The 20,575-nt window shown below is 38.7% G+C and carries 18 protein-coding genes; 4 read left to right on the top strand and 14 right to left on the bottom strand.

Features of this window, described 5'->3' with window-relative positions:
* Positions 1-198: 198 nt before the first annotated feature.
* Both parE and A7P55_RS01810 read right to left on the bottom strand, forming a co-directional pair.
* Positions 199-2,082: a DNA topoisomerase IV subunit B gene (gene parE / locus A7P55_RS01805; protein WP_171550883.1), complete on the bottom strand. Its 1,884-nt coding sequence runs from the start codon at positions 2,080-2,082 to the stop codon at positions 199-201.
* Positions 2,083-2,096: 14 nt separating this feature from the next.
* Complete coding sequence (locus A7P55_RS01810) at positions 2,097-2,687, bottom strand: YqiA/YcfP family alpha/beta fold hydrolase (RefSeq protein WP_171550884.1); 591 nt, start codon at positions 2,685-2,687, stop codon at positions 2,097-2,099.
* Between the two features lie 262 nt (positions 2,688-2,949).
* Here A7P55_RS01810 and A7P55_RS01815 point away from each other — a divergent pair, with 262 nt between their 5' ends.
* Positions 2,950-4,296 carry a hypothetical protein gene (locus tag A7P55_RS01815; protein WP_171550885.1) on the top strand — a complete coding sequence of 449 codons (1,347 nt, stop codon included), beginning with the start codon at positions 2,950-2,952 and terminating at the stop codon, positions 4,294-4,296.
* A gap of 62 nt (positions 4,297-4,358) precedes the next feature.
* Here the strand turns inward: A7P55_RS01815 and A7P55_RS01820 are convergent, their stop codons facing one another.
* The 12 genes from A7P55_RS01820 to gshA form a co-directional block, all read right to left on the bottom strand.
* Positions 4,359-4,898, bottom strand: a complete 540-nt coding sequence (locus A7P55_RS01820) for a hypothetical protein (RefSeq protein ID WP_171550886.1) — start codon at positions 4,896-4,898, stop codon at positions 4,359-4,361.
* 49 nt (positions 4,899-4,947) lie between these two features.
* Positions 4,948-5,490, bottom strand: coding sequence for a hypothetical protein (locus A7P55_RS01825; protein ID WP_171550887.1), 543 nt, complete (start codon positions 5,488-5,490; stop codon positions 4,948-4,950).
* Positions 5,491-5,507: 17 nt separating this feature from the next.
* The gene (locus A7P55_RS01830; protein WP_171550888.1) at positions 5,508-6,038 is read right to left on the bottom strand and encodes a hypothetical protein; all 531 of its coding nucleotides are present in this window, start codon (positions 6,036-6,038) and stop codon (positions 5,508-5,510) included.
* 160 nt (positions 6,039-6,198) lie between these two features.
* Entirely contained in the window at positions 6,199-6,720 is a 522-nt protein-coding gene (locus tag A7P55_RS01835) for a hypothetical protein (RefSeq protein ID WP_171550889.1), read from the bottom strand.
* A gap of 90 nt (positions 6,721-6,810) precedes the next feature.
* Positions 6,811-7,776 carry a hypothetical protein gene (locus A7P55_RS01840; RefSeq protein WP_171550890.1) on the bottom strand — a complete coding sequence of 322 codons (966 nt, stop codon included), beginning with the start codon at positions 7,774-7,776 and terminating at the stop codon, positions 6,811-6,813.
* A gap of 106 nt (positions 7,777-7,882) precedes the next feature.
* Positions 7,883-8,308, bottom strand: coding sequence for a hypothetical protein (locus A7P55_RS01845; RefSeq protein WP_252727803.1), 426 nt, complete (start codon positions 8,306-8,308; stop codon positions 7,883-7,885).
* Positions 8,309-8,435: 127 nt separating this feature from the next.
* Positions 8,436-8,963 carry a hypothetical protein gene (locus A7P55_RS01850; RefSeq protein ID WP_171550891.1) on the bottom strand — a complete coding sequence of 176 codons (528 nt, stop codon included), beginning with the start codon at positions 8,961-8,963 and terminating at the stop codon, positions 8,436-8,438.
* Position 8,964: 1 nt separating this feature from the next.
* On the bottom strand, positions 8,965-11,448 hold the full coding sequence (locus A7P55_RS01855) for a hypothetical protein (RefSeq protein WP_171550892.1): 2,484 nt from the start codon (positions 11,446-11,448) through the stop codon (positions 8,965-8,967).
* A gap of 2 nt (positions 11,449-11,450) precedes the next feature.
* Complete coding sequence (locus tag A7P55_RS01860) at positions 11,451-11,984, bottom strand: hypothetical protein (RefSeq protein ID WP_171550893.1); 534 nt, start codon at positions 11,982-11,984, stop codon at positions 11,451-11,453.
* Positions 11,985-11,991: 7 nt separating this feature from the next.
* A complete protein-coding gene (locus A7P55_RS01865; RefSeq protein ID WP_171550894.1) occupies positions 11,992-15,390 on the bottom strand; it encodes a type VI secretion system Vgr family protein in 3,399 nt (1,132 codons plus the stop codon).
* A gap of 178 nt (positions 15,391-15,568) precedes the next feature.
* Positions 15,569-16,075: a disulfide bond formation protein B gene (locus A7P55_RS01870; protein ID WP_171550895.1), complete on the bottom strand. Its 507-nt coding sequence runs from the start codon at positions 16,073-16,075 to the stop codon at positions 15,569-15,571.
* 18 nt (positions 16,076-16,093) lie between these two features.
* On the bottom strand, positions 16,094-17,668 hold the full coding sequence (gene gshA, locus A7P55_RS01875; protein ID WP_171550896.1) for a glutamate--cysteine ligase: 1,575 nt from the start codon (positions 17,666-17,668) through the stop codon (positions 16,094-16,096).
* A gap of 227 nt (positions 17,669-17,895) precedes the next feature.
* Between gshA and A7P55_RS01880 the strand changes: the two genes are divergently transcribed.
* The 3 genes from A7P55_RS01880 to A7P55_RS01890 are packed head-to-tail and all read left to right on the top strand — an operon-like array spanning position 17,896 to position 20,355.
* Positions 17,896-18,435: a DUF924 family protein gene (locus A7P55_RS01880; protein WP_171550897.1), complete on the top strand. Its 540-nt coding sequence runs from the start codon at positions 17,896-17,898 to the stop codon at positions 18,433-18,435.
* Positions 18,436-18,471: 36 nt separating this feature from the next.
* Positions 18,472-19,029: a hypothetical protein gene (locus A7P55_RS01885; RefSeq protein WP_171550898.1), complete on the top strand. Its 558-nt coding sequence runs from the start codon at positions 18,472-18,474 to the stop codon at positions 19,027-19,029.
* An 18-nt stretch (positions 19,030-19,047) separates the two neighbouring features.
* Positions 19,048-20,355 carry a DUF445 domain-containing protein gene (locus A7P55_RS01890; RefSeq protein WP_171550899.1) on the top strand — a complete coding sequence of 436 codons (1,308 nt, stop codon included), beginning with the start codon at positions 19,048-19,050 and terminating at the stop codon, positions 20,353-20,355.
* Positions 20,356-20,575: the final 220 nt, after the last annotated feature.

The following is a 20,575-nucleotide window of genomic DNA, read 5'->3' on the forward strand; positions in this document are numbered from 1 at the left end:
CAACACGATAACTATTTGTTTTTAATTAACTTAAATAAAAATGAAGCCTTAATTCTTTCATCTTGTATACAACATTGCATACAAAAAATACGCAGCGACCTAAAATGATGCAAATTTGTTCAGCTCGGACATTAAAAGTTCAATAAAAGAAAAAGCCAAGCTGATGCTTGGCTTTAATCCAACAATGAAACGAAGCGCTTAAACAGTAATATCCGCTAAATTACCCTTTTGTTCTAACCAATGCTTACGGTCGGCTGAACGCTTTTTCGCCAGCAATTTATCCAATAAACCTGCGGTTAAATGTGCATCATCCAAGTCCAACTGCACTAAACGACGGGTGTTCGGATCCATAGTCGTTTCACGCAACTGGCTGGCATTCATCTCACCCAACCCTTTGAATCGGGTGATCTGCGGATTTTTATTGCCCTTGACCTTCTTCAGGATGCTTTCAAGCTCGTCATCATCCAAGGCATAGTACACTTCTTTGCCAATATCAATACGATAGAGCGGTGGCATCGCCACAAAGAGATGTCCTTCTTCAACCAAGGTTGGGAAATGTTTCACGAACAGTGCACATAATAAGGTCGCGATGTGCAGACCATCCGAGTCTGCATCGGCAAGGATACAGATCTTGCCATAGCGCAATTCAGACAGATCATCACTGCCCGGATCAACACCAATCGCGATGGCAATATCATGCACTTCTTGAGAGGCTAAGACTTCGTCCGAAGAGACTTCCCAAGTATTCAAGATTTTTCCACGGATCGGCATAATCGCTTGGAAATTCTTGTCGCGTGCCTGTTTGGCACTGCCGCCTGCAGAATCCCCTTCGACAATAAATAGCTCACTGTCTTCACGGGTTAAACCAACACAATCGGCCAATTTGCCTGGTAAGGCTGGGCCCGCTACAATCTTTTTACGTTCAACTTTTTTCGCAGCTTTGAGACGACGCCCTGCTTTGGCAATCGCCATTTCAGCCAGTTGTGTCGCAATCTCCGCATGTTGATTCAGCCATAAAGCAAACGCATCTTTGGCAATATTCAGCACAATATTAGAGGCTTCGCGACTGGATAAACGTTCTTTGGTTTGGCCTGAAAATTGTGGCTCTTGGAATTTCAGCGATAGAATAAAATTTACCCCATCCCAAACATCTTCCGCAGACAGCTTCATATTACGCGGCAACAAATTGCGTAATTCACAAAACTCACGCAAAGCCTCCGTCACACCTGAGCGTAGACCATTGACATGGGTCCCACCTTGCGCGGTTGGAATCAAGTTGACATAGCTTTCCTGAATCTGCTCGCCACCTTCCACATTCCAGCAAATCGCAAATTCACAGGCTGCGCGATCGGCTTGACCACTGCTGACAAAAGCGGGATCCGGCAAGATGTCCCGATCTTGCAGTTCATCCATCAAATAGTCGACCAGACCATTTTCAAACTGCCATTCGATCTTTTCTTTATTGATTTTATCGTCATAAATAATTTTTAAGCCCGCAGCTAAAACCGCCTTGGCTTTTAAATTATGCTTCAATGCCTTCAAGGCAAATTTGGGACTATCAAAATATTTAGTTTCTGGCCAGAACCGTACTGTTGTCCCTGTCGCACGCTTTGCTACTTTACCTTCTAAAACCGACAAAGGCGCAACAGGCTCACCTTGTTCAAAGGCCATTTGATACAAATTACCTTGACGCTGTACCGCAACTTCAACACGGGTCGATAAGGCATTGACCACCGAAATCCCGACGCCATGTAAACCACCCGAAAACTGATAGTTATCGGTGCTGAATTTACCGCCTGCATGCAGCTTGGTCAAAATAATCTCAATACCACTTTGCCCATATTCAGGATGGATATCGACTGGCATACCACGACCATTATCTTCAACCGACAATGAGCCATCTTCATAGACCGTGACACAAATCTGGTTGGCATGACCCGCAAGTGCTTCATCGACTGCATTATCAATCACCTCTTGCGCCAAATGGTTTGGACGTGAGGTATCGGTATACATGCCTGGTCGACGACGAACAGGATCTAAACCAGAAAGAACTTCAAGGGATTGGGCCGTGTATTGTGTCACTTGGTCTGACTTCCTTATTGGATCGCTGCCGATAAAAATTCGAGAATTAAAGGTAATTTTTCTTCAAAATCATCCATTGCATGATTACCATTAGCGTCGGTTAAAATCAATGATGATGGATGAACTGCACTATAATAACGTTGAGCTTGCTGATAATCCAAGACTTCGTCACCTTGTTGCAATAGCACCAGAATTTTATCAGCATGCGCCAGTTTCGTGTCAGCAATCGATTGTAATTGCTGCAATTGATCGGCATCAAGCGTCCATGATGCAGTGACTTTGAGCGGGATTTGCTCAATCCCGAACAAATCTTCGAATAACTGCCATGGTTGCATAGCTGGATTAATCAGTACAGCAGGATAGCCATATTTTGCGACAAGGTATGTCGCATAAAAGCCGCCCAGACTGCTTCCAACTAAAACCACTTTATCGTTTGGTAAATTTTCGATAAGCTGTGACAGCTGTTGCAGCACTCGATTGGGTGATTGATTTAAATCAGGTAAATGCACCTGTATCGTCTCGTACTGTGCACAATATTGTTGCAGTTGTTGCCCTTTTATCGACATCGGACTACTGCGAAAACCATGTAGATAGATAATTTGCATACGCACCAAAATAGGCAATGGCTTGACATAAAGTGAAATAAATCACATTATTTTGATTAATAGTTAAACAAATAACAATATAAATTACATTTAAGCTCGATATTGTCTGACACAAAAAACGATACTGTACTCCGTTCATCAGTATTCTAAAAAAATTACGTATGAAAGACATAAGATGTAAGAGTTTGTTGTAGTTTATCTAAATAATATTCAGAAAAATCACTTCAAACCTTCGGTATATATCAAGGATGGGGAAATTAATATGCCAAGTTTAACGCCTCTGCATGAAACCTATTGTAAGTGGGATCGTACCCCCCCAAGTCAGGCAGATGTTTTGGAGGGTTTGGCACAGCTGGTCAGTACCAGTCTCAGTGGCGTACACGAACTGATTCAAGTGGTACAAACCGAAGTATTAAGGACAACGCTCGGTTTAAGTGCACAAAAAGCCAAACAATTACAAAAGCACCCACAACTGCAAAAATTTTATCAGTTCTCTTATGTGGCACTGCAAAAATATGGCAGTCATTTTCTAGCGCCTAATTTACGTCGCATTATTGAAAAATTTCCAGTCTTGCATGACAAGCCCTTAACCCCAACCCTGCATTTTGTGGTGGGTGCGCTGAACGGAATTTTTGGTGATTTCTTTTTAAAGCAACACAATCCAATGGCTTTGCCGATGGTGCTTTATGATCACTATGGTTCTTTACAGCAAGGCGAACTGACTGGGCGTGTAGTGATTCTTGCCCATGGTTTGTGTATGAACCATTTGACCTGGTCAAATCATCGCTATGGCGGGATTGGTGAACGCTTACTTGCGCAACGTGATAACAACACCATGTTGTATTTGAATTACAACACTGGACGCCGAATTTCCGCCAATGGCCGTAGTTTTGCCAATACCCTAGAGGATTTGGTGCAGCGTAATCCACGTATCACCAGTATCGACCTGATTGGTCACAGTATGGGCGGCTTGGTTTCGCGTAGTGCCCTGTTTTATGGCAAACAGAATCTGTATCAATGGGTGCACATGGTCGAGAATCTAGTCTGCATCGGTTCGCCTCATCATGGTGCAGTGCTTGAACGCTTTGGTTTCGTCTTGCAGGATAAACTCGGTGGCTTCCCCTTTATCAACTTGCTAGGTCAGTTAGTGAATGTGCGTAGTAACGGCATACTCGATCTGCGTTATGGCAGTGTTCGTGATGATGACTGGGAACACAATGACGCCCGCATTGGTTTTGCTGATGACAATCGCAAACCCGCTCCGCTGCCGTCCCATATCAATACCTTCTTGATTGCAGGAACTTTAGAATTTGAGAAGTTACGCAATAAAGCGCTGTCTGTAATTGGGGATTATCTGGTCAGTGTGAAAAGTGCTTTAGGTGAACACCAAAATCCACGTTTTCAGTTGAAGTTGCCTGATACACATAAAGCGGTTTTCTATGGGCTGAATCATTTTGAAATTCAGTATCATTCGAGTGTAGCCGAGCAGATTACCCGTTGGTTATACCCAGATGCCAGAGAAAAAGTTGAGGCAGGTGTACAAACCCATATGATCAATGTCCCGCAGAACTATACTTTTGATGATTTAGAAGGCATTGTTGAGACCTAAACCATAAAAGCTCAGTTAGGTTCTAGCTGAGCTTTTTTAATAAACAGGGATAACGGGTCATTCTAGGGTTTGAATCGATCATAGACTCTATATTTAAAAATATTCTGGATTGATGTTTCTTGAAACAAATATCCATTAAGTGCGGACACAATATTGTGATCATTTCCTGACTTCGCACAGGATAAATTCACATCCACTGAATCCTCGACTTTAAAGCCTTCTTTTTTAAGCTTAGTGCGATCTATCGCTCTCGAATAGGCGAATGAGTTATTAGGATTAAAGATCATAATCAGATCAGTTTTATTATGTTTCATTTCCGCCCAATAAATATAATAATCCGTATTTTTGTATAGAACATGATTACATATTCCTGTAGACGTCCAATTATTATCTTTTAAGTTAAAGCCGATTTCTTTTGCAACTTTTTTATTTTCCTTATTAAAACCATCCTCCCAGATATCAGGACATTCTGTATCTTCTAAGACCGTCACTTTTACAGCAGTTTCACTCCAATACTTCGTACATTGGTTGGTGCTCTCTGCATATAAGCCCATACTATTCAGCAGAATAACTAAGACTATCGTTAGCTTTATTCCCTTCATCTCTATCTCAAACGAATCCTAAATTAATGAAAAATAAATTGTGATTATCTCACTTCATAAGTTCACCTTGGTCATTTAATTTCAGTTTTAGCTCTTTTCCATTTTCTTTATATAAAACTTCATACTTCTGATTAATAAAAATATTTTGAGATGCATCTAAGGTAATGCTTTTAACCAAGCCAAACTTATTTACCGTTGTCAGATTTATTTCTGGATTTCCAGCTTCACTTGAAGAAGGAGATGCAATTAATAAAATGCCTGTACTTGTTTCTGGGAAAACGACTGAATCACCATAACGTGGGTTGATAAAGTTATAAACTTTAATCAGACGGCTGCTATCAATCAAATTGATTGAGCCGCAGTTCATTCTTTGTGCCGATAAAATACAGTTAAGATGGGCATTTGAGTTATAAGGAAGCGAAGTGATCAGGAAGCCATCATCATTCTTTTTTAACTTTACAGGATTTGACGAGCCTTTTTTTATTTGGCTTTGATCGGAAATTTCATGTTTCTTTTCTGAGATAGTGCTACAGGAAGAAGTTATGATGCTTAAGCCTAGAATATAGGTATATTTTCTATAGGATGAATTCATAATAAGTTCCTTTAAAATTAACCACAACGACCATAATATTCACTGAATTTAATCTTTTTCTTGGTTAAGCAATTTACCTGCCTCGGTATGTAATCATCAGGTGTTTCAGCTTTAGGATAAAGTAAATAATCATCTTGAATTAAAACAGGTTCCTTATTCTTTTCTGTTTTAAAGGTTGAATACCTATATCCGACTTCAGAACGATCTGCACAATTACGATATTCCAAGGTAAAGTTATTTTTGCTAACAGCAATATTATCAAATGAGCTATAAATGCATCCATTATAAGAATTATTAAAAATTTGACTGTTTTCATACATTAGTGATTTATCTATGCCACTCAAAATACGTATAGATGTCAGCTGGTCTTTTTTTCCTAAAATTTCAATTAAATCAACAATACCATCACGATTAACATCCATTCTGTAAGATTGTAAAACCATTGCTTTCGCATTCAAAGAATCGTTTTCTGCAGAATGTGTCGACGCTGTCGCAAAAATTAAACTAACAGTAATTAACAATCCTTTGAGCAAAAGATTAAATTTCATTTTTCCTCCAGAATAGAACAGTTTTATCATAATAGATTAAAGAAAAGTTGGCTTAGGCATCAAAAAACTTAAAATTAGATTCAGAGAGATTCTGTAAAATTAAAATAGTAATTGAGTTATGCTATCTAGAGTTTTTTCCATCATTTCACTTAACTCTATCTCACTTTTTTAAAAAACTTCTATCTTTTAAATTAAATATATAACATTCATTCTCAACATTTATATTATTATCTTGATAGGAAAATGTTGTACCTGACAAACAAACTTGATTGCTAACTTGACTAAACTTAACGATAGAGGGCTCTGATGCAATCTCTTCGAATCTATCATCAACAAAATAACCTACAGACTGCTCTAATGGATATACATTCTTCGTTGCAGGATCCAATACAACAAAATATTTGACTTTCCTAGGTACCCCCGTTCCTGCATCTCTTTCTTTTTCAATTACTAAAGCAATTTTATTTTGAGAAAAATTTACTTTTTTGCTTAATGCATTATTATAAATTTTTAAAAAGCTATCTGAGCAAAAATCAATATATCCTTGCTCAAACTTACACTTAGCAACATTGTCTCGTGTAATTGTATCAACATCAAAATATTGATTCTTTTCTTTAGAAAAACAAGAATTTGAAATAACTAAACCAATAGTAAATATCATTGCTGCTTTCAAAAAACTCATTTCAAATTTCCTATTAATAATTTTAAAATTTATTAAAAAATATAAACAAAACACCCCAAAACTATTAGGTTATACCAATACAAAATAAAATTACTCTTGTTTTAAATTTATCTTTAATAATTTTCCATTTTTATCCTTATAACTTATAACTCCTGAGCTATCAATTGAGTAATAATCACCCATTTTCTCTATATTTAGTATAGGTTTTATTTTTATTAAATAAAATTCAGAGCTGGACTCTTCCTCTGTATCTATATATTTTTCAGCAATAGAATAGAAGCTGTCTTTAAATTCTGGTAGAAATCTAAATGCATTTGCATTTAATGAATTTACTTTTGAGTCATTTAAAAAAACCACTAAATTAGGTGATATTTTTTGTAATTCAGATAAAGTATAAGGTCTATTATTAGATTTTTCAAGTTGTTCACATTTTTTCACTAGATTTTTCTCTGTGCATTTAGAAAAAAAGTCTGAAGAAATTGGTAAACTGAGTTTCTTTATTTCATTATTTGAACTAGTATTGTTATCTTTTTTCACCTCCTTCTCCAACTCCACCCTAGATTTAAAATCAAAACTTCCATTATTATATACATAGCAAGTTTTCACTGCAGTATAAGAGTTTCGATACTGATTAAAATTTCCGCTTAGGCAAAATATACTATTATTTAATGAAAATTCTATAGGTTTAATATTTAACATCACACTTAATGATGCTGGAAATGTATAAACTTTTTTACTTTCCAAATCTATGACTGCTAAATATAAATCATTTCTTTCTTTAAAATTTATTAAAAATTTATTTTTATCAAAATTTGATACTTTGTTTTTTAGAACACTATTATAATCTTTCAATAGTTTCTTGGTACAAAAATTAACTTCATCAAAATCAATCGAACAGCCTTTGACATCGATTTTATGAATTTCTTTTACTGCAGGTGATTTCGCTTGGGTCGAATCTTGCGAATAATCACCCCATGAAGAATTTTCTTTTGCAGAACAAACGTTAAACGAAATAGTAAAAGCAACCATCACTCTTAAAAAAAACAATTTATTCATAACATTAATTTCAAAAAATGATATTTAAAAAAGAAGTCATCATGAACATCCCTCTTGATATTTCAATTTATCAAGTGTCCCATATGTAACCTCGACAACCTTATTCTCAACAATATAAAAATTTAACACCATTATTATTATCAAATTGATGTTGCAAGTAGTATGTATTGTCATCATATGCACTTTTTACTAAGCTCAAGTCTTTAATCTTAGATTTTAAATCTGCAACAGGAAGTCCCATAAATTCAGATTTTTGATATGAGGCAGTTGAAATCTTATTATCAAAGACTAAATAATCAATATTTTCATCTTTAGTTTTTGCATATAAACAATTATCAATAATTTCCGTATCATCTACTTGCTTTACAAGACCTTCTTTTTCCAACTTAGTGTAATCTTGGCCTATATTCATATTTTTAAATTCAGACAATAAATTATTTAATGAATAATTATTATCTACAATCTTAGTTTCCTCTTTGGCATCACACGCAGCTAAAATCAAGCATAGCAGGAAAATTATTTTCTTATTCACTATTTACCTCAAGAAGCTACCAATAACCTTTAAAATAAAACTCAATTAATGGCTTTCTTTAAAAATAAACCAGATTTTTTCAAAATTAAAGATCCTCTATATAACTTCAACACCTATGAAAGCATAATTAATCTTCACAATCCGACATAGAGAAATCTTTTTCCTGCAAATGAATTCCTTGTATTTCACTGTTTACTACATCAAAAACTAAAATATTATTTTTTTGATACTCATCAAAAACCTGATAGTTAAAATCTTGCTGAGAATCCCCAGCACCCTCACTTTTAATTTTTATAGTTTTATATCCTGCTTTATAATTATTATTTATATCTTCAACATTCATTCCATTACTGATACCCTTTGATGTATACACACTTTTATTTTCATACTTCATTAAAATTTCAACTAATTTTTTAGAGTAAAAAGTATATGAAATAGCTGAGTCAGGATTAAAAATAGTGGTACAACTCCCCATCTCACTCATTAAATTATCTTTTGAAGAAAAATTAATTTCAGAATATTTATCACCAATAGAATAAACCTTTCCATTATAATATAAAGAGTTAAAATCTATAACATTTTTCTTACTTTCAATTTCATTAGCATGATTACATGCACTAAGAAACACTAAAATAACAGTATAAAAAAATTTCAAATTAATCATCCTTATTAAAGTTCAATGATAAGCCTTGCAAGTGTAAGTGATTGTTATGTCTTGGATTTGTCCATTCACTACATCGAGGAAGTATATAACCTTTACTAAGTTTATATTTTCCGACTAAATGATTAGGATAATATTCACTCAACATATTCTTTGTCTTTCCCCAACCAAAGGAAATCAAAATATTAACAAATTTTAAAGATGCCTCATGATCATATTCTGACATTTCAAAATTGACACCTACTCCATTATTTCTATCTGTTCTAACATAACCAATATCACCAACTTCTCCATTAAGATGAGAGCTACTCCCCCCTGGAGAACCATTTCTGTCACTGAATCCACTAAAACGAACTTTTTCTCCAAACTTACATACAGCTCCAATATACGCGGCAAATGCTTCTGTTGATAACCAATATCTATGCTGCTGTTGAGAATCATTATGAATCGAAATATTCAAACTACCTATTTTTCTCTCCCATCTATTTATAGGTTTTGAAGCCGTATCACCAAAAATTTCTCTTATACTAACTAGATAACTTTTCCCTGTCCCTTTTTTGCCTTTTTTTGACCATCTATCAGCTGTATAAATTTTACTCTTTCCTATCAAAATAGGTTGATTATTTATTACATAATAATATGCAGCAAAACCCGATGCAGTCTTATTAGTACGATCAATGAGTCCATTAGGATAAATTACATAATTTGTTGTATCACTTGTAGCAGTAGCTTGGTCACTTACCGTTGTTAATGGCTTTCCTCCACTTTCAGTATACGTATTATTTTGCTTCGTTTGATTCTGCTTATCTGGCTCAGTTTTTGCTTTTTCTGCTTCTTCTTTTGCTTTCTTTTCCTGAACATCTTTCTGCTGTTGTTGTCTTTTTAGATCTTCAGCCTGTTTACGTTTTGCATCTGCAACTTCATATAATTTCGATGCCTGAACGGCACTACCATTTACGGTAAAGGGTTTCGTTGAGCTTGATTTTTCAACACGACTTAAAACTAAACTTTTTCCTTTTATACCAAAACCAAAAACAAAACCCGTTAACATTCGTACATTCATTACACCGCGATTATTTGTTCTTTTCGGTATTTCCCGACCTCGGTAAAAGAGACTAAACAATGTGTTTGGAACAGGTTTTCCGTCTTGAGTTACTGAAATATTAAAAGGATGTACAGGAAGCTTCACTTTGACTGTTGTATTTTTTAATGCCGTAGTTACTTGAAAATGATGAATTACCTGTTTCTGCCCATCACCTTCTACTGAAACCTCAACATCTTGTCCTTCCTCCGCAATAATGCCTTGCTTGACCCCAAGACTATCAGCTGTATGTTTTTTAATATTACCTTTATAAGTAAGAAAAAAATTCATATTAGAGATTGCCTTACCAGAATCCCCTTCGACTATTTCAATATTAAAGTTTACATCTTTAGATGCAGGAGTTACCTCTGCCTCTTGAGAAGTCGAAGATTGTCCCTGTTCATTTCTTACTTCTTGAGGCGTTTTATTAACCTGAGGTCTCGGTTGAGGTGCACTATCTGTCGCTAAAGTTGCTGAATGGCTTGTAACTTTAAAATCACTTAAAGTTGCTTTTTGTTTTTCATTTGCTTTTTGAATAATACTATTCGACTCTTTTCCATCAGCAACAATTTTTATTTCTGTATTTGGGTGTCTAACAATAACAGGAAGATTACCATTCTCATCACTCTTAACCTTTACTTTGGTTTCACCAGAGAAACTCTTTCCCATATAATTAGAAACAACCACAACCTCTTTATTTGCCAATATATTTTTATCTACATCTTTTAAGCTAATATAAATTTTTCTATTACAACACTGTTCTAAATCAAACCCACCAAAATCCTCAATATATTTCTTAATATGAGTTCCATTGCCATCTACTTGTTTTATACCCTTAAATTTTGAAATCCCCAAAAAGGCACCTAAACCACCAATTCCTACAAGATGCATCCCTGCAATTGCACCTGACTCTGTAATTTCTACATTCTGAATAGTTCTGCCGAAATGCTCATTAAAATTATTATTTCTAAGTTGATTACATAAATATTTAATCCACTCCTTAATAATTTCATATTGGGTTTCAGGGCTTTTTAGAAAATCCTGTTTTGAGTTAATATTCCTTTTACCCGACCACTTACCTACCCAGTTATTAGAATTAAATTGATTTTTCCAGCTTGTACGTAAAGATGAGTTTTTATCTGCATTCTTGATATCAGCATAAGAAATACCTTGATCCCCTAAATAATAACCTAAATCATATAAAGCCTCTTCTCCCCATTGAAACAATCCCATAAAACCACTTTTGTTTACAATACTAGCTGATTCCATGTTCAATGGATGGTTTAGAGGTAATTGTAAAACTGCTGAAGATTCCTTAAAGCTAACAGCCTCAATAAAACCTGCTAAATTAGTCTCAAAACTTTTACTTGACTTCTTAAAGTTAATTGTTTTTTTCATAATCAATTCTCTTTATACCAATCACCCACTTTATAAAAACTCATATTTACTGATGTATTATTCTTTAAATAACTATTTAAAACAGTTTTCGCCTCTTCATAATCTCCATTCTTTGCACAACTTAGTTCTACGCGAGAACTCTCATCTTCTTTATGAGGAGTAGCTACTTTTCTAAAGTAAGAAAATGCATTTTTATCATTATATGCAATCCATATTTCATCTTTATCCTCTTTATAATAAGCTCGATAAATATAATAATTGTTTTTATTATATGTAACTTTGGCACAATTTCCTGTGGACATCCATTGATTATTCTTTGGCTTTAAATTTAGTTGACTTAATAATTTCAATCGATTTTGACTAGTATTACTCTTTCCGTAATCCCATATATGTTCACATTCTACTTCACCCATTTTTTTAATAGATACAACAGGCTTTTCATCCCAATATTTCATACATTCTTTAGCGCTTTCTGCATGTAAATTTATACTATTTAGCAAAATACATGCACCAATCATTATCTTTACAGTTTTCATTATTAAATTAATCCTTAAGTCCAAAATTTTCAAAATCTGCTTTTAAATCTGTATCTTCAATATGTTCATCACTATCGTGCTCATGGTTATGATCATCATCGCCACCGCAACAAGCCTCATCTGAACCATGACCTTGCCCTTCCGTGATCACTTCTTCAACCAGTTGTAGCTTATCTGAACTGTCATCATTCTTACCGAGTAAAAGAATTTCGACGCTATCTGGGTTATCACTAAAGATCCGCCCCGTCCTTGCGAACTGATCAAGAAAACCGATGTATTCTGTTTTCTTAGCGTGATTAATAACTTTATATTTAAATCCATCTTTCAATAAATCCGCATTAACCAACTCGCTAAAATCAAATCGGCGGCTAAAGATTCCACTTTCTGGCATTTTAGGCAGTTCAGCATTTACGGTTGCGCCACTCACAAACAAATGCTGACCAGCCTTGCTCTCAAACTTACCACCTGTGGTTGAAAACACCCCGTTGGCATTGATCTTCAGCTGAGAACCACCCGCTGTCAGCACAATTTCTTTAGGACTGGTGATTTCAATCCTATCTTCAGTAGAAATCAGTTTAATCACCTTCTTGGCAATCGCTTCAATCGCATCATCCTGCGCCTGCAACTCCAATTTCCCTTTTGCTGCATAAGCTCTAAAGCCCTTTTGCGCGGCAAACAAACTGATCTTGTCCTGTGCATGCCCAATAATATTCTTCTGTGCACTCAGGTTAATTGAACCACTGGCACTCTCGGCAATATCCTGAGAGGCCTGCAAAATAATATTTTCAGGCGTGGTTAATGCAATTCCATTCGGTGATGCCAACAACATCAAGGCCTGTCTGAAAATCTTGCCTTGCTCTTGCTGTTTAGCATTCGAACTGCTTTCCAAACCTTGGGTATAACCCTCCATAAAGCCCTGTAACGAGCCCAATGCTTTGGACGGGGTGATGTCTAACTTGCTGCCTTTACTAAAGGTGCCACAGGTACTCATCAGCTCAAAATCTTTAATATCGACATTGGCCAAAACCTTTCCGACTTCTTTAATACTCTCAAACGGGTTTTGCTGAATCCGATCTTTAATACTGGCAAGCTTACCTTTGACAATATCAGCGCCATGCTGTTCTACGTTTTCAATGAACTCTTTCAGATTTTCAACCGCATCTTTGGCATCACTAAAGAACGCATTAAATTCTTCGACCGCGCCTTTGGCATTACCGCCGAGGGCACCAATATCCTCAATAAAACCACCACAATCCTTTAAAGCATGAATCGGATCCTTACTCATCCCTTCTTTAAATAAATTTAAAGTGCTATCCAGTGCTTGACCTGTGGTTTTAAGCTCCAATGACTGAATAAACTTCGGTAAACGGTTAATCACATTCAGCGCATCGGTCTGTTGCTTTGCAGCTACTTCACTGAGCATTTTCATGCTGTCATAACCCTGTGACAGCAAAGATTGTGCTTGAGCGGCTTCCAGATGATCAGCAATGGCCTGTTCTTGGGCATAGGTACTAATCAGCATGCCCTTACCTGCCCGCACAGCGCCCCAAGCATCGGTTCTGAGCTCGAAGCCCTCACCACGACCGTTACTGCTTTCCTGCACTTTAGGGTGGCTTAAATTACCTAAATTCAATTGCGTTGCAGCATGGCTACTTTGTAACTGAGTACTAATTTGCCCCGTTGTATCATCAAAGCGTAACTGGTTAAAACCACTGCCATTGACTTCCTGACTGCGGATACCACTGAGTTTTTTAGTATCAGGAAGCTGCCCTTTGACATCAAACTTGGTCGGAGAACGTTGCGCCTCATGAATTCGCCCTGTCACAAAAGGACGGTCGATATTGCCATCAAAGAAGTCAATGACCACCACCTCACCAATCCTTGGCAAGAAGCGTGCACCATAGCCTTCCCCCGCCCAAGGCGTGAGGACATCCACCCATGCAGAGTCGGTGTCATTGTCATTGCTGCCCGCACCACCATCATGTCCATGGTCATCGCTACGGGTAAACAGAAAGCGCACCTTGATCCGTCCCCATTCATCCACATAAATGGTTTCTCCTTCTGGCCCAACCACTTTGGCGCGTTGCGGATAAGCAATCGGACGATGCAACTCTGGATCATATGCAGGGGTGATCTTGATCTGACGGCGAATCAAGGTCAGTTCATTACCTTGACGCTCAGCATCATCGACCTGTTGATTCCAACGGCTTTGGCTGAGCAGCTGACTCACTTGTTGCTGTAAATCTTTCGGTAAATTATTTTGATTATAGAAATTCTTGGCAATAATCAGGAACTCTTGATCGGCCCCTTCATGCTGATCAATTTCAGGATGTTCCCTGAAATTAAACCAATAACCGACTTGGCTATCGCGCACAGTACTATAAGCCTTAAAGTATTTGGCTTGACTGGCATACATATCATTGAATTGCTGATTCAGTTTTTCTAACTGACTGTTCCCAGAAGCTGTCGCTTGGTCTTCACCCTTTAAGTCCTGCATCCAAGCTGGGCTGATATGCCATGCCTGCTCAAGACTTAAACTGGCAGAGTCGAAACTGTCCGAATGGTTATGGTTGGTGACGACTGAACCTGCGCCTTCTTCTTGTGCCAAGGCGTCGGGCTGCCAGCGTTGCAAATGCACGGCTGTGGGTTGCAGGCTTCGCACCGCCACAAAGCCAGTAATGCTATCCTGAAATTCTGTGGCACTGCTGCGGTGATAACGAATACTCCGTCGAACCAGAGCTTGATACTGGCTATTGTCATCTATTAATCTTAGCTTCTGCGCTTTGACAGGCGTACTCGAATGCGGCACAAAAAGCTCAGCTTCATCAATCAACCAGCTAATGCCTTCACTACGCCATAAGCGCGTTAGAAAGTCATAATCAGATTCATTCGAGCCCATCACAAAGGGTCGTATATCATAATTCTGGCTTAAGCCATTCAGATCCAGATTCAGACTTGCTGCAAAAAGTGGGCTTCTTTGCTGCCATTCCTTGAATAAAACTTCGGTAATTTCCACAACCGTTTTATTCATAAACACACGGCTGTTACGGCGTTTATGCCATAAATGAGTCGCATCGTTTACAGTCAGCTTATACAGGGTTAATGCGCCATCACTTTGCCCATAACTGGCCTCAGTCACAATCCCCGTGGTGCGAAACAGTTGCCCTGAATCGGTGATCTGATCAACTGCAACCTGAACCCCAATAAACTGTTTGAGGGGAATTTGGGCATTGGTCGACAGGCAGATGAGTTCAGCTTCCAAACCCACATTGAGTTGATGCTGGCCTTGTATGCGTTGTAAAAAAACTTGATTATTCAGTAGATGATTAGAAAATTGTACGTGGATGGCACGTTTCTGTGCATTTAGCCCTATTTTTTCTAATACATTAAATATATTAAAAAGCATTTTTTATAATCAGATCGTACGGGGAATCGGCTGAACTTTATAAAAAACAGACCTGACTGTCTACAAAAAAACGACCATTTCTAGTAAAAAGTTACACTTTTTTTGACTAAGTGACAAAATAAACCCGAAACATGCATTCATATTTCGGGTTTTAGAATCATATAGAACAACGTTTTGCTTATTTTTGTGTAACGCTATAGTTTCTAAATAACTGCCATAAGCAGATCAATAAAATCAAACTGAAATAAGCCAGGGACCAAACGGGTAGAGATTGGCCGAGGAAAGTCCAATCTATTGCGGCGCATTCACCTGAACCCGAAAGCACTTCTTGCAGTACGGTTTTCATTGGCAAGGCATCCACCAGATAGTTTAAGCCAGGTCCACAGCTTGGCACCTGATCAGGCGGTAAACTTTGCAGCCAAACATGACGTGCCGCAACACCAACTGACCAACCAATCGATAAGGTCGCCAAGAAGGCATAAAAACGTTTAAATCCATTCGAAACTGGATTATGGATAAATGCCACAAGCGCAATTATACCCATCCCAATTAAGCCAAGGCGTTGGAAAATACAGAGTGGACAAGGATCCAAACCTTGCACATGTTCTAAATACAACGCAAATGAGATACCAATGATGCTGGTCAGTACCAAAACAGCGCTGACTAGGCGGTAATTCCAACGCATGGGAAATCCTCTAAAATATTAGCGATATTGTGCAAGATATTGTTCAAAACTCATGTCGTTATCTTGTTCAAGTTGCGCCTGTTTTTGCAACGATGTTTGCGCCAATTGTTCAAAATAGTGTTTGCGTTCTTCACTGAGTGGATGTTGGTCATAATGATCAACATGTTGCTGTGCCATGACACTACCAAAATTCCATGTACCACCATGCTGCAAGGTGTCTGCAATCACGTGCGCTGAAGGTGTATTTTCGACATGGTCTAGGCGTTGCTGCATCACTTGGATCGCATCTTGATACAGCTGGGTGTCATCCATTTGGTCTAGGATCTTGGCACAGGCTCGAATCGCATTTAAATGGCTTTGCGCCCAGTCTTTTAACGAGATCGAACGATCTGCCTCTTCGATCTTGGCATCTGTCGCACGACCACGATTGACCACTTCCATTTGGTTACGATCAATCTGTTCTTGTTCTTCAGCAAATAAATCTGGACTGTCTTTGAGTAAGCAGTACAAGGCTAAACTTTCAAGGAAGCCTGCCGAAATTTCATCAATCCCAATCGCGCTATACGGATTCACATCCACTGCACGTAATTCGACATAGCCGACACCACGATTTTTTAAGGCTTGTGAAGGCGTTTCACCCGCTTGTGGTACCTGTTTAGGACGCACCAGACTGTAGTATTCATTTTCAATCTGTAACACATGATCATTGATCTGAATCGGCTCACCCTGCTCATCGTTGAGGCCCAGTGCCGTAAACTCTGGATAGGGGGTATGCACGGCTTTTTGTAAGCCATCCAGATAATCATGCAGGTCGTTATAATGAATGCCGAGCTCTTTTTGCGCTGAGTTTTGATAACCCAAACGCCCCATCCGTAAAGCGGTTGCTTCAGGTAAATAGAGCGTACCCTTCACTAAGGGTTGTAAATGGTGCTGACGACCGGTCAGGAAGCAACGACACACCGATGGACTTGCGCCCAACATATACATCACCAAAGGAATCAGACGAATAAAATTACGGATCAAACCAAAATAACGATGACTACGATAATCTTGCAGGCTGAGCTGTTTTAATTGTGGGTTGCTTTCATGCTGCTGTAAAACAGCAAACAGTTGTTCTGGAAAGGATAAATTATAGTGTACCCCTGAAATGGTCTGCATACGGCGACCATAACGCACCCCTAAACCGCGGCGATATAGGGTTTTAAAGCGACCAATATTGGAACTGCCATATTGCGCCAGTTTAATATTTTCTTCGTTATCATCCAGCATACACGGCATCGACAAAGGCCAAAGTTTCTCACCCTCTTCGAGCTGCTGATGTACCACACTATGGATATCGCTTAACTCAGTTAAGGCCGCGGCAATGGTACTTTGTGGCGTGGTGATGAACTCCATCAACGCTTCTGAATAATCGGTGGTGATATACGGATGTGTCAGTGCCGAACCTAAGGCAATGGGGTGATTTTGTTGTGATAAAAATCCATTGCTTTGCATGCGTAGGCTTTCACGCTCAATCCCGCGTAACATCCCCTTTAATAGCGAGGCATCTACCCAAGTTGGTATCACAGAGGAAGTAAGGCTGGGTTGATTCATATTCTATGCTCGCTTATTCAAGATCCGCCAACCAAATGCATGGTAATGACGTCGTCGATGCTACAGACATGTTCAACATGCCAATCCCTTCGACTCAGCCAATTATAACGACAATTACAATCTAGTCATCTGATTTAGTTTGGCAATTTTTATCACAATCTTGTTACATAAGACACGCAAAAATTGTGATTTTATTGAAAAATAAATCTTCCAATGGATACCCGACCATGCAAGCGCAAGACATTCTTAATTTTTGGTTTGACCCTGAGCATCGTTCACTTTGGTTTGCCAAAAGTGATGATTTTGATGCAAAAATTCGTGCGTCCTTTGCAGAGATTCATCAGCAGGCCGCTCAGGCGGAGCTGTGGTCATGGCGCCAAACACCTGAAGGTCGTTTGGCTGAAATTATTGTCTTGGATCAGTTCTCACGAAATTTATATCGAGATCAGGCACAGGCCTTTGCCTACGACAGCTTGGCACTGACCCTGTCACAAGAAGCGATTAGCTTGCAGCTGGATGCACAACTCAGTCCTGAGCAACGTTCCTTTCTCTATATGCCGTTTATGCATAGCGAATCCAAACTCATGCATGAATTTGCACTGAAGCTGTTTCAACGCTTAGGCAATGAAATTAATTTAAACTTTGAGAAAAAGCATAAAGTGATCATTGATCGTTTTGGTCGTTATCCACATCGCAATGCAATTTTAGGCCGTCACTCAAGCGCTGAAGAACTGGAATTTTTAACTCAACCCAATAGTAGTTTTTAAGTCGATCTCCCTCGACACTGTACACAGGAATGGCATATGAAAGCTTTATTAATATGCACCCCGCTCCTTGTCGCACTGACATTTGCAGGATGTGCAACGGTTCCCTCCAAACCCAGAACCTTTGACCAACTCGGTCAATTCACCGCTTATCCGTTAAATAACAAAACTTACCGCGTTGGTTTCCAAGCGGATAATAATTTGAGTTATGGTACGGCAGAGGAAATTACCTTGCTCAAAGCAGCGCAAACCACGGTCAAAAATGGTTTCCGCTATTTTAGTGTGGTGGACGATCCAAGTAATGCCCGTCATAAAACACCTCGTCAGGCCGTGATTTATCCGACACCATCTTATTATCCATATGGTTACTATCGTCGCCATCCTGCCTTTTGGCCGGATCCATTCTACGATACCCCACAAGTGGTCAATATTGATCCGATTCAAGTGTCGTATACTATCGAGTGCTTTAAGACGCAGCAGCAATCACCAGATGCCTTTGATGCACAGCTGATTTTGCAATCCTTAGGGCCTAAATATGGCTTGAGCCCAACAGGAGACGTGTTGCAGCCCCCTGCACCATCTCAAAACAAGAAATGAAATTAAAAGGATGACTCAATGAGTTCAGTCGAAGAAATCCACGTCCCAAGCTTACAACGAAGTAAATACTTCGCCACCATGGCACTGATTATTGCAGTGATGTCATGGGTCGCTTTAATGGTCGCGGCACATTTTCTACCTGAATATAAATGGCTCATCCATATTTTCATGCTTGGTGCAGAAGCCGGTGTGGTCGGTGGCTTAGCCGATTGGTATGCAGTGACGGTGTTATTCCGTAATCCTTTTGGCAGAATGCCCCTACCGAAACTATTGCGTGATCATACCGAAATTATTCCACGCAATAAGGCCCGTATTGCCGAGTCAATGGGTCGCTTTGTACAAGAAAATTTCCTCTCTCCACAGATCGTAGAACGTAGCCTACAAAATGCCGATATCAGTTTGGCTGTGGGTCAATGGCTGGCCAATCCAAAGAACAACCAGCACGTGGTGCAAATGATTCAGCACACCGTGCCGAGAATCTTCGAGTTTGTCAGCCAAGATCAAATTGCACACTTTGTTCAAAATAACAGTGTGCAATGGGTCAGAAGTACCAAGGTCAATAAATTGGCCAGTGAAATGCTGCGTGCCGTACTGGAAAATGATTTCCATCAAGATGTGTTGCAGCGCGGTCTCGATCTGGCGCATGAATGGATGGTGTCTCACCCTGAAGAAGCACGTGATTTATCCCGTAAATTATTCCAAGAATTAGGCGTTTGGAAGCTGGCCAAAGGCGCAAGCTGGATCGGCATTGATGTACAGCAACGCACCATTGATTCTCTGATTGAAAAAGTTGAATCGATGCTGGCCAATCCTGATCATCCTTGGCGTCAGGATATTGAAGCCACCACGCATAACCTGATGCTGGAACTGGCAGAACCTGATAGTGAAGCCAGCCAGCGTCTAAATCGTGGCAAAGATGCCTTACTTGATAGTCCACAGGTATTGAACTTTATCAGTGGTGCTGTGGCGATTTTATGTGATGCGATTAAAACCGATTTAATGCAGGAAGATTCAGGCATTGCCACCAATTTACAGGCGGCGATACAGCAACTCGGTGAAAGTCTGATCCAGAATGAAAAAGTGCGTCAGGTACTGAATGAAAAGATGATCGGCTTAGCCACCAATTTCAGTGAGCAATATAGCGACAAGATCATTCGTTATATTAGTGAGCGTATTCATGAATGGGATTCTCGTGAAATGATCGCCAAAATTGAAAGTGAAGTTGGCGGTGATTTGCATATGATCCGTGTCAACGGTGTGATTGTCGGTGCCTTTATTGGTTTAGCACTCGGTGTGATACGTGCCATTGTTGAAAATGTTTTGTAATATAGCGTCAATATTGACTACAAAAACCTGTCATCAATAAGATACGCGAAAAAAGTCATTCGCAACCTGCGTGATTTCAATTAAGTGCTGTTTCTGCGATGTAATAAAACCAATGCAAGAAGTGAACAGGTTTTGCGAATGACAATGCTTTTGGTTACTTTGGGCGAATCCAAAGTAACTCCAGCTGAAGGCTTATCCTGAAATTAGATGAGCTCTCGGT

This window comes from Acinetobacter sp. Ac_5812 (assembly GCF_013072695.1).
Taxonomy (GTDB): domain Bacteria; phylum Pseudomonadota; class Gammaproteobacteria; order Pseudomonadales; family Moraxellaceae; genus Acinetobacter.

What these genes read in the sequence shown, in the direction of transcription:
- A7P55_RS01810 (WP_171550884.1), bottom strand. Translation starts at nt 2,687, where the DNA reads ATGCAAATTATCTATCTACATGGTTTTCGCAGTAGTCCGATGTCGATA.
- A7P55_RS01815 (WP_171550885.1), top strand. Translation starts at nt 2,950, where the DNA reads ATGCCAAGTTTAACGCCTCTGCATGAAACCTATTGTAAGTGGGATCGT.
- A7P55_RS01820 (WP_171550886.1), bottom strand. Translation starts at nt 4,898, where the DNA reads ATGAAGGGAATAAAGCTAACGATAGTCTTAGTTATTCTGCTGAATAGT.
- A7P55_RS01825 (WP_171550887.1), bottom strand. Translation starts at nt 5,490, where the DNA reads ATGAATTCATCCTATAGAAAATATACCTATATTCTAGGCTTAAGCATC.
- A7P55_RS01830 (WP_171550888.1), bottom strand. Translation starts at nt 6,038, where the DNA reads ATGAAATTTAATCTTTTGCTCAAAGGATTGTTAATTACTGTTAGTTTA.
- A7P55_RS01835 (WP_171550889.1), bottom strand. Translation starts at nt 6,720, where the DNA reads ATGAGTTTTTTGAAAGCAGCAATGATATTTACTATTGGTTTAGTTATT.
- A7P55_RS01840 (WP_171550890.1), bottom strand. Translation starts at nt 7,776, where the DNA reads ATGAATAAATTGTTTTTTTTAAGAGTGATGGTTGCTTTTACTATTTCG.
- A7P55_RS01855 (WP_171550892.1), bottom strand. Translation starts at nt 11,448, where the DNA reads ATGAAAAAAACAATTAACTTTAAGAAGTCAAGTAAAAGTTTTGAGACT.
- A7P55_RS01860 (WP_171550893.1), bottom strand. Translation starts at nt 11,984, where the DNA reads ATGAAAACTGTAAAGATAATGATTGGTGCATGTATTTTGCTAAATAGT.
- A7P55_RS01865 (WP_171550894.1), bottom strand. Translation starts at nt 15,390, where the DNA reads ATGCTTTTTAATATATTTAATGTATTAGAAAAAATAGGGCTAAATGCA.
- A7P55_RS01870 (WP_171550895.1), bottom strand. Translation starts at nt 16,075, where the DNA reads ATGCGTTGGAATTACCGCCTAGTCAGCGCTGTTTTGGTACTGACCAGC.
- gshA (WP_171550896.1), bottom strand. Translation starts at nt 17,668, where the DNA reads ATGAATCAACCCAGCCTTACTTCCTCTGTGATACCAACTTGGGTAGAT.
- A7P55_RS01880 (WP_171550897.1), top strand. Translation starts at nt 17,896, where the DNA reads ATGCAAGCGCAAGACATTCTTAATTTTTGGTTTGACCCTGAGCATCGT.
- A7P55_RS01885 (WP_171550898.1), top strand. Translation starts at nt 18,472, where the DNA reads ATGAAAGCTTTATTAATATGCACCCCGCTCCTTGTCGCACTGACATTT.
- A7P55_RS01890 (WP_171550899.1), top strand. Translation starts at nt 19,048, where the DNA reads ATGAGTTCAGTCGAAGAAATCCACGTCCCAAGCTTACAACGAAGTAAA.